The sequence below is a fragment of the Kitasatospora sp. NPDC059088 genome, from assembly GCF_042738155.1.
GTDB lineage: Bacteria > Actinomycetota > Actinomycetes > Streptomycetales > Streptomycetaceae > Kitasatospora.
Genome location: NZ_JBHYGR010000222.1, coordinates 1 through 9486, shown reverse-complemented (window position 1 = coordinate 9486; position 9486 = coordinate 1). Strand labels below are relative to the sequence as shown.

Genomic DNA, 9486 nt, shown 5'->3' with positions numbered 1-9486 from the left:
CGTCCACGGCGACGCCGTCCCGGTCTCGAAGCCCGGGTTGCCGAGCAGCTGCGCCGGGGTGCAGGAACCGCCGCCACCACCGGTGACCGTCCAGGTGAAGCTGGCCGTACCGGACTTGCCGGCCGAGTCCTTCACCGTGACCGTCACGTTGGAGCTGCCCGCGGCGGTCGGGGAGCCGGTGATCGCACCGGTGTTGGCGTTGATGGCCAGGCCGGCCGGCAGCCCGGTGGCCGAGTAGGACAGCGGCGCCGTCCCGCCCGAGGCCTTGATCTGCAGGTTGACCGAGGCGCCCACCGCGGTGGACTGGTTGCCCGGGCTGGTGACGGTGACGCCGCCCGGGTTGGGCAGCGAGCCGACGTTGACGGCGGCCCAGGCGGTGGCGACCGCGTTGTACTCGGCGCTGTTGGCGCCGTACAGGTCGGTGGCCGCGTTCAGGGTCGCGGTGCGGGCGGCGGCGTAGTCGGTGGTGGAGGTCATGTAGGCGGTCAGCGCCTTGTACCAGACCTGCAGCGCCTTGTCGCGGCCGATGCCGGAGACGGTGATGTTGTTGACCGTCGGGCTGTTGTAGTTGAAGCCGTTGATGGTCTTCGCGCCGCTGCCCTCGGACAGCAGGTAGAAGAAGTGGTTGGCCACGCCGGACGAGTAGTGCACGTCCAGGTTGCCGACGCCCGAGTACCAGGAGTCGGCCGAGGTGCCGTCCTTGGAGGGCTTGTCCATGTAGCGCAGCGGCGTGCCGTTGCCGTTGATGTCGATCAGCTCGCCGATCAGGTAGTTCGGCGGGTTGGCGGGCAGGTTGGCGTAGAACTCGACGCCGGTGCCCATGATGTCGGAGGTCGCCTCGTTGAGGCCGCCGGACTCGCCCGAGTAGTTCAGGTTGGCGGTGGCCGAGGTGACGCCGTGGCTCATCTCGTGGCCGGAGACGTCGAGTTCGGTGAGCGGGTGGGTGTCGCCGCTGCCGTCGCCGTAGGTCATGCAGAAGCAGCCGTCGTCCCAGAACGCGTTGACGTAGCCGGTGTCGTAGTGCACCCGGCTCATCGCGCCGACGCCGTCGTTCTTGATGCCGTTGCGGCCGAAGTTGTTCTTGTAGAAGTCCCAGGTGACGGCGGCACCGTACTGGGCGTCGACGGCCGCCGACTCGCGGTTGCTGGCCTGGCCGTTGCCCCAGGTGTCGGAGGACTTGGAGAACAGCGTGCCGTTGCCGGAGGTGCCGTTCTTCATGTCGGTGGTGTACTGGCCGCCGCGGGTGGCGTCCTTGAGCGAGTAGGTGGAGCCGCTCTGGGTGGTGGTCAGCGGGACGGTGCCGACGAAGACGCCGGTGCCGGAGCCGCGCTTGATGCCGTCGGCCTTGCTGAGCACGGCACCGGTCTTGGCGTCGGTGACGACGTGCAGCTTGCTCGGGGTGCCGTCCGACTCGCGGCCGTTGACCACGGTCTCGTAGGCGAGCTTCGGGGTGCCGTCGGCGGCCCAGACGACCAGCCGGGGCGCGCCCTCGACGGTGCCCTGCTCGGCGGCGAGCGCGGCCTCCTGGGCCTTCGGCGCGGCCAGCGCGGGGGTGGTGCCGACGCCGGCGAGGTTGGCCTCGCTGGCCTTGGTCACGCTCTTGGTGGCGCCGGTGGCGTCCTGGTGGACGATCAGGTCGCCGCCGAGGACGGGGAGCCCGGCATAGGTGCGCTCGTAGCGCAGGTGGCGAGCGCCGTTGGCGTCCTGGACGACGTCCTTGGTGACCAGCTGCTCCTTGCCGTCCAGGCCGAGCGCCTGGGCCAGGGAGGCGGTCTGCTGGTTCGCCGAGGCGATCAGCGTGGCCCGGCTGGCCTGCTGGTTGGCGACGGCGGTCGGCGCGTCCGGGGCCGCCTGCGCGATCACCGGTATGCCGGTGACCAGCAGCGCGGTGGTGGCGGCCATGACAACCGCTGCCTTCCGGACGTGGGCGTGACGTGACATGCGGACTCCTTTTCCGACCGGCGGACCGGGTGGATCGACCCGGCGTGCACGGTGGAGAGAACCTGGGCCGCGGTTGCGGCGCAGTGGGGGCCCCCGCCGGGTGCAACGGGGGTGCGGTTGCCGTGCTGTGCATGGCGTTGCGTGTGCGTCGGCGTTGCAGTGCGGTGCGGTGCGGTGCTCGCAAGTCGTGCAGGTTCGTTGCAAGGTCGGGAGGCGCTGCACCTGAACTCGGACAGCCGCACCGGGGGGTGGGGCCCCCTCGTCTGCAGCCGGAGGAATCGTGGCAGCAAACGCGCCGTTAATGACAGATGCATGCCACCGATTGGCCGATTAATTACCGAAACCGTATGCACGACGCTTAGTCAGTTGTGTTACGGCATGACGAAGTCTTGAACACGGTTTTCATGCCCTTGGCAAAGTTCGATCACCACCGGAGGTGACTGACCAGCGGTCAGGGCCGGCGCCCGCCCCGACCGGGGCCCGGCAGCGCCGCACCGGGGCGGCACGTCACACTTCCGGCCGTGCCACCGCCGGTTTCCGGCCATTCCCCGGCCGGAACGGAACCGGGCCCCGCTCCGCCCGGACGGCGGTGCGGGGCCCGGGAGCCGGGGCCGGCGGGATCAGCCCTGCACGAACACCGCCACGGTGCGACCCGGCACGGTGAACGTGCCGGTGGCCGCGTCGAAGCCGGACTGCTGCACCACCCGGTCCACCCCGCCCGCCTGGACGGGGTGCAGCGCCTGGCTCGTCCCCTTCGCGGCGGCCACGGTCTGCGCCTGCGTGGCGGGCGTGGCGTTGACGACGACGGTGATGCCCTTCGCCGCCCCCGCCAGCCCGGTGCCGTCCAGGTGCAGGGTGATCACCCCGGGCGTCTCACCGGGCGTGCCGGAGAGCGGGTACGACAGCCGCTGCTGGACGTCGGCCAGGGTCGGCAGCGAGAACAGCGGTGAGGACTGCTTGATCCGCAGGAACTCCTGGAACTGCGCGGTGGTCGCCCGGATGTCGGCCGCCCCCACGGTCAGCCGCGGGTTCGCCAGCAGGGACTTCGCGGTCGGCCAGAGCTCCTGGTTGTCCTTGGCCGGCGGCAGGCCGCGGCCCCAGCCGTTGCCCTGCGAGGCCCCCGTCAATGGATCGGGCCAGTGGATCGCGTTGAACCAGTCCCCGGAGTCGTAGGAGTTGGAGTCCAGCGACTTGGAGCGCAGCAGGTCGCTGCCCGCCTGGGCGAAGCCCGCGCCCTGGGTGAGCGCGGTCAGCGACAGCCCGAGCGCCTGCATCCGGGCCCGGTCGGCGGGCGCGGTGGTGGTCGGCAGTTTGTACGCGAGCGCGTCGAACAGGTCGGTGTTGTCGTGGGCGTCCACGTACTCCACCGCCTCGCCCGGCTTCGCCGCGTACCCGGTCGGGGCGCCGTTGTAGTCGACCTGGGCCCCGGTGACGGTCTTCCCCGAGCTGTCGGTGAAGGAGTAGCCGGCCAGGTTGCCGGTGAGGCCGACCTTCAACTGGTCCATCTGGTGCAGCAGTCGGGCCTTCTGCTCCTGCGGGCTGCCGTTCGCGGGCGAGCCGTTGGGGTCGGTGTACAGGCCCGAGGCGAAGCCCTGCTGCGGCGCGGAGCCGAGCATGAAGTTGCCGCCGCGGGCGGCGTCGCGGAGCCGGTCGTCGAAGGTGGCGATGCCGGTGCCGGCCATGTTGGCCTGGGTGGCCTGCGGGAACCGGGCGTCGTTCGCGACGGTGCCGAAGTTCCAGCCCTCGCCGTAGAGGAAGACGTTCCTGCCGTCCACGCCGTCCGACTCGGGCGTCATCCTGCCCAGCGCCGCCTGGACGTCCAGCATGGTGGACTTCGGGTCCAGGCCCATCAGGTCGAAGCGGAAACCGTCGACCTGGTACTCCCGGGCCCACAGCGTCACCGAGTCGACCACCAGCCGGTTCATCATGGCGTGTTCGGGCGCGGTGTCGGCGCAGCAGCTGTCCGTCGTCACCTTGCCGTCGGCGTCCAGCCGCTGGTAGTAGCCGGGCACCACCTTGTCGAGCACCGAGTGGTCGGCCTGGCCGGCGGCGGCGGTGTGGTTGTAGACCACGTCCAGCACCACCCGCAGTCCGGCCGCGTGCAGCGCCTGGACCATCTGCCGGAACTGCACGGTCCGGGCCGTCCCGTTCGGGTCCGTCGCGTAGGACCCCTCCGGCACGTTGTAGTGCAGCGGGTCGTAGCCCCAGTTGTAGGCGTCGTCGGCGGCCACGGCCGCCACGCACTCCTGCTGCTTCGGGCCGTCCGGGGGGAGGGACTTGAGGTCGCAGGCGGGGAGCTTCTGGTCCGCCCGGTTCTCCCGGATGGTGGCGATGTCGAAGGTCGGCAGCAGGTGCACCGTCGTCACCCCGGCCTTGGCGAGGTCCCGCAGGTGCTGCATCCCGGCCGAGTTCGACTCGGTGAAGGCCAGGTAGGTGCCGCGCTCGGCGGCCGGGACGGTGGTGTCCTCCACCGAGAAGTCCCGGACGTGGAGTTCCTGGATCTGCTGCTGCGCGGGCGGGACGGCCTTCGGGCGGGTCTGGTCGTCCCAGCCGGCCGGCTTGAGCTCCTTGGCGTCCAGGTCGGCGACCAGGCTGCGCCGGGAGTCGGTGGAGAGTGCCACCGAGTACGGGTCGGTGACGGTGTTGACCACCACCTGCTGCACCGAGGGCGCCCAGACCTTCACCTGGTACAGGTAGTACTTGCCGTCCAACTCCTCGCGGTCCCGGACGACTTCCCACACCCCGGTCTCGTCGTCCAGCGTCATCGGCAGCGTCCTCGGGGTGCCCCCGGTGGCGCTGTCGAAGACCCGGACGGACACCTGCTGGGCGGTCGGCGCCCAGAGCGAGAGGGCGGCCTTGCCGTCGTAGTGGGCCGGGCCGAAGTCCACCTTGCCGGTGCGGCGGGCGTACAGGTCGTCCAGTACGCCGGGGGTCTGCACCCCGGTGCCGGCCAGCACGGCGCCGCTGGGCAGGTGTTCGGTGAACAGCAGCTGGCTGCGCAGCGCCGCCGGGACGCGGGCGGTGTCCCGCTTGTCCACGGTGAAGGCCCGGTAGCCCGCCAGGTGCGGGTACGCGGCCTTCTGGGCGTCGGTCAGCCCGCCCGCGACGGGGGTGAGGCGGATCCACTTCCCGGGCTTGGTCAGCACGCCCTTGTCGGCGCGGATGCCGCCCTCGGGGTCGTAGACCAGCTGGGCGCTGGTGCCGCCGGCCAGGGCCTGGTCGGTGGCGCCGTAGTTCGCCGGGACGACGACGGTCCGCGCGTCGATCCACTGGGCCTTGGCGCTGCCGAGGTCCAACTGCGAGGCGGCGGCCGGGTTCTGCGGCAGCAGGTAGCCCTCGCGGCCGCCGAGGATCCACACCTCCTTGCCGTTGACGGCGAAGTCCAGCGACTGGTCGGCGGGCAGGTCCTTGTCGTTGCCGTTGTGCAGGATGTAGCTGAGGCTGGTCGCCCCGGGGGCGAGCGGCACCTCGAAGACGGCGCCGAAGGCGTCGCGGCGCACCGGCAGCAGCGGCTTGCCCCAGTCGGTGGGGGCGGCGGCGCCGGTCCAGTCGTGCAGGCCCCAGCCGTCGTAGGTGCCGTCGGCCCGGTTGTAGTGGATGACGGCGGTGTTCGCGGGCTGGGTGTTCGCCGGGCCGGGGTCCGTGGTGCGGACGGTCGGGTCGCCCTGCTTCAACCACACCTCGCCGCCGCTGCCCAGGTCGAGGTGGCGGTCGGCGTCGACGTCCTTGACGCCGTTCTTCTCCACGACGAAGCCGAGGTCCGAGGCGCCGGGCTTGAGCCGCACGTAGGCGAAGGCGCCGTACGCGTCCCGCCCGGTGAAGGGGTGCCCGGCCGGCCAGGTGGTGCCCTCGCCGTCGGCGAGGTCGCCCCAGGCGTACAGGTTCCAGCCGTCGTAGTCGCCGTCCGGCCGGTTGTAGTGGACGACGGCGTACGGGCGGGCGCCGGCGGTGGGCACCGGCTGGGGAGCGGGGGTGCCGGTGGTGAAGCTCGCGGTGGTGGAGCGCAGGTGGCCGCTGGAGTCCTGGAGGACGGCCTTGTAGCGCACCACCGTGCCGGGGGCGGCGGCGCTCAGGTCCTGGGTCACCGCGAAGAGTCGTCGGCCGTCGGAGCCGGACGTCCCGGTGTCGGCGGTGCCGAGCGTCCGCCACGGCCCGTTGCCGGTCTGCGCGGCGAACGTCACGCGGTTGAAGCCGCCGCCGTCCGCCTTCGCCCCGATCGTCACGAGCCCGGTCGAACCGTCCGCCGGCGGTTGCACCGACAGCTGCGGCGCGGCGGCGACCGGCGCGAGCCGGGCGCCGGCCTTGAGGACGACGGAGGACAGCGCCGGAACGGTGACGGTCACCTTGCGGTCGGCGCCGCTGGTGAGCCGCGGTCCGGCCGCGGGGTAGACCGGGTCGAAGCCCATCCCCGCGGAGAAGGTGTCCAGCGTGACGGTCTTCGCCTCGGTGGCGTTGTTGACCGCCACCAGGTACTCGACCTGCTGCCCGGCGTCGATCCGGGAGAAGGCGTACACGCCCGGGCCGTCGGCGGCGTAGCGCTGGATCTGCGCCCCGTCGGCGAGCGCCGGGTTGTCGCGGCGCAGCTTCGCCAGGCCGGCGATGCCCTGGTAGAGCTCGCCGCCCTGCCCGTACCGGTCGGCCGCCCCCGAGGGGCCGCCGAGCACCCGGTCGGCGTTGTAGGAGGGCGTCTTCGAGGCGAACACGTCCTGCCGGGCGTCCTTGTCGCCGCCCGCGCCGGTGAAGCCCTGCTCGTCGCCGTAGTAGACGACGGGCTGGCCGCGGGTGAGGAACTGCAGCTCGTTGCCGAGCCGGTCCTTCTTGAGCAGGGTGGTGTCGTCGGCGCCCGGGTTGTCGGCGAGCAGGAAGGAGCCGAAGCGGCCCATGTCGTGGTTGCCGAGGAAGGTCGGCAGCTCGTAGGCGTCGGTGTCGGCGCCGGTGTAGCGGTAGTCCTGGCCGTAGACGTCGGCGAGGTCGCGCGCCGAGCCGCCCTGGGAGACGTACGAGCGGGCCGCGCCCTGGAACGGGAAGTCCAGGGTGGCCTGGAGCTTGCCCTTGGTGACGTAGGGCGAGGTGACGGCCGGGTCGCCGGAGTAGACCTCGCCGAACATGAAGAACTTCCGGTTGCCCTGCTTGGTGGCGAAGTCCTTGAGCGCGGGCGCCCATTGCTGCCAGAAGGCCATGTCGACGTGCTTGACGGTGTCGATCCGGAAGCCGTCCACCCCGGCGTCCTTGACCCACTGCTGGTAGACCTGCTCGAAGCCCTTGACCACCCGGGGGTTCTGGGTGTCCAGGTCGTCCAGGCCGTTGAAGTCGCCCTCGGTGGCGGACTCTCCGACGAAGGTCGAGTCGCCCCGGTTGTGGTAGAGCGCCGGGTCGTTGAGCCAGGACGGGGTCTTGGCGGTGGCGTCCGCGGGCTTGCGGAAGACCGGGGTGTAGGGGAAGGAGTCCTTGGTGATCTTCGGCCAGGGGGCGCCCGCGGCGGCGATCGCGGTCTCGTCGACCGGGTTGCCGTCCGCGTCGAGGGTCGGGTAGGCGCCGGTGGAGCGGTAGGAGTGCTGCTGCTCCGCGTCGTCGATGACGTCGGCGGTGTGGTTGGTGATGACGTCGAAGAAGACCTTGATGCCGCGCGCGTGCGCCTTGGCTATCAGTTCCTTGAGCTGGTCGTTGGTGCCGAAGTGCGGGTCGACCTGGGTGAAGTCGGTGATCCAGTAGCCGTGGTAGCCGGCCGAGGCGTCGGCCCCGCTGCCCTGCACCGGCTTGTTCTTGAAGATCGGGGCCAGCCAGATCGCGGTGGTGCCGAGGTTCTGGACGTAGTCGAGCTTCTGGATCAGGCCGGCCAGGTCGCCGCCGTGGTAGAAGCCCTTGTCGGTCGGGTCGAGGCCGTTGTCCAGCCGTCCGCCGGTGATGCCCCCGGTGTCGTTGGCGGTGTCGCCGTTGGCGAAGCGGTCGGGCAGGACGAAGTAGAACTGCTCGCGGGTGAGGTCGTGCCGTCCGGCGGTGGCCGCCAGGGCGGCGTCCGAGGGCGGGGGCGGCGGAGCCGCGGCGAGGGCCGCGGGGGCGCCGCCGAGGGTGGCGGCGGTCAGCGCGGCGGCCAGCAGGACGGCCGTGCGGCCGGGTCTGCGGGCGGGTCCGCGGGGAGGACTGCTCCGTCGGGGGCGGAGCGGCGTATCGGCCACTGAGGGGCTCCCTTAGGGGAAGGGGCGATCGATTTCCCAGGAAGCTAGCGGCCTGCAATCCGTTTCAGCAAGATGCAGAAAGCGTTTCGTCCCGGGAAATTCCAGGCCACCGGCCCGCCCGGCCACCCCGGTTACGCTCGAACGGCCGAGCGCGTGACAATGGGACGTATGTCCGTCCCACCGGTAAGCACCAGACCCGACCGCACCCCCTACCCCGGTGGGATCCGCCCCCTACCCCTGGAGGGGGACAGCCGGTGAAGAATCCACTTCCAGAGGATGAGCAGACGGCTACGAGTGGTCTGGCAGACTTCTCGTCCATGGGGGAACCGACCGAGATCCAGCGAGGCGACGCCCGGCGCGCCGACGCGGCCCGCGGTGGCGGCTCCGAGGCGACCGAGGCCACCCCGGCCCGGCTGCCCGAAGGAGCCACCCGTGCCGCCCAGTCCCGCACCGCCGCCCTGCGCGGCCGCATCCGGGACCAGCGGCGCTCACCCGCCCGGCCGCGGATCTGGTTCGAGCTCGCCCTGATCGGGATCAGCTACTGGCTCTACTCCCTCGTGCGCAACGCCGTCCCGGAGCAGGAAGCGATAGCCCAGAAGCACGCACGCTGGATCTGGGACCTGGAGAAGGACCTCGGCATCGCGGTCGAGCGCTCGATCAACCACGCCGTGGACAGCGTCGGGTGGCTCATCACCGGGATGAACTACTACTACGCGACCCTGCACTTCATCATCACCATCGGTGTGCTGGTCTGGCTCTACCGCAGCCACCCCGGCCGCTACGTCGCCGCCCGCACGGTGCTGTTCGTCACCACCGGGATCGCCCTGGTCGGCTTCTACTTCTTCCCGCTGGCCCCGCCGCGGCTGATGACCGACGGCGGCTTCATCGACACCGTGCAGGCCCACCACACCTGGGGCTCGTTCGCCTCCGGGCCCGCCGCGCACGTCTCCAACCTGTACGCGGCGATGCCCTCGATGCACATCGGCTGGTCGATGTGGTGCGGTCTGACGATCTTCTTCCTGGCCCGCCGGACCTGGGTCCGGGTGCTCGGACTGATGTACCCGGCGGCCACCCTGGTGGTCATCATCTCGACCGCCAACCACTTCTGGATGGACGCCGTCGGCGGCGAGATCTGCCTGACGGTCGGCTTCCTGGCCGCCCGCTGGCTGTACCACGAGTGGGTGTACAAGCTGCCGCGGGTGCCCGCCCGGGAGCAGGCCGAGGAGCCGGTCACCGTGCCGGAGCAGTGGAGCGAGCCGGCGGTCGGCGCAGGGCGCTAGGGCCTGTCCGGCGGATCTTGCCAGGCGCGCGACGCCGGGCATCCCGCCTGGACGCACGCCCGAATCGCCCAAGTACGTCCAGTACGAGG

At 71.3% G+C, this 9486-nt stretch carries 3 protein-coding genes; 1 reads left to right on the top strand and 2 read right to left on the bottom strand.

Annotation, left to right across the window (positions count from 1 at the left end; translation table 11 throughout):
- Together ACFWXO_RS43955 and pulA are read right to left on the bottom strand one after the other, a co-directional pair.
- The coding region (locus ACFWXO_RS43955; RefSeq protein WP_380532540.1) for a M4 family metallopeptidase at positions 1–1941 on the bottom strand (1941 nt) is incomplete at its 3' end.
- Positions 1942–2561: 620 nt separating this feature from the next.
- Complete coding sequence (gene pulA / locus ACFWXO_RS43950) at positions 2562–8117, bottom strand: pullulanase-type alpha-1,6-glucosidase (RefSeq protein WP_380532537.1); 5556 nt, start codon at positions 8115–8117, stop codon at positions 2562–2564.
- Between the two features lie 317 nt (positions 8118–8434).
- On the opposite strand from pulA, the gene ACFWXO_RS43945 reads away from it, so the two are divergent.
- A complete protein-coding gene (locus tag ACFWXO_RS43945; RefSeq protein WP_380532534.1) occupies positions 8435–9397 on the top strand; it encodes a phosphatase PAP2 family protein in 963 nt (320 codons plus the stop codon).
- Positions 9398–9486 lie beyond the last annotated feature (89 nt).